Source organism: Corallococcus praedator (assembly GCF_003612125.1).
Taxonomy (GTDB): domain Bacteria; phylum Myxococcota; class Myxococcia; order Myxococcales; family Myxococcaceae; genus Corallococcus; species Corallococcus praedator.
In genome coordinates this window covers 1-406 of record NZ_RAWI01001292.1, presented here as the reverse complement: position 1 = coordinate 406, position 406 = coordinate 1, and the positions used below count along the sequence as shown (strand labels likewise).

Sequence of the window (406 nt, the reverse complement as noted above, 5' to 3'; positions counted from 1 at the left end):
GACCAGGACGGTATCAAAGACGGGGATAACAAAATTTAGACCCGGTTGAAGAGTGCGACGATACTGCCCTAACCGCTCTACAAGACCTTCGTTACCTTCGTTGATAATTTTGATTGAACCAGCGATGTAGCCAACCACTGCGAGAGCCAGGGCAGCAATCAGAGATTCCATAGATGTTGCTCCTGCGGTGATGCAGAGTTAATGAAGGTGGTCAAATTGATCCAAACTAACGCGGTGTGCAACTAAATTTGCCCTCATCCCCACCCTTCTCCCAATGGAGAAGGGCTTTCGGACTTTCCGGTTCCCTCTCCTTCTGGGAGAGGGCTAGGGTGAGGGCCGCCTTAGCAGGTGTTTCAGGAAAGTCGCACATCGCGTAAACTAATTCAATTGTATTCCCAGTCTTGTT

At 49.5% G+C, this 406-nt stretch carries 2 protein-coding genes; both read right to left on the bottom strand.

All coding sequences use genetic code 11. The features are described 5' to 3' along the window. Positions 1 to 171 (bottom strand): SPFH domain-containing protein (locus tag D7Y13_RS50245; protein ID WP_500683214.1); only part of this gene is annotated, 171 nt, incomplete at its 3' end. 55 nt (positions 172 to 226) lie between these two features. Further along, positions 227 to 406: hypothetical protein (locus D7Y13_RS50240; RefSeq protein ID WP_208734727.1), on the bottom strand; the 180-nt coding region annotated here is incomplete at its 5' end.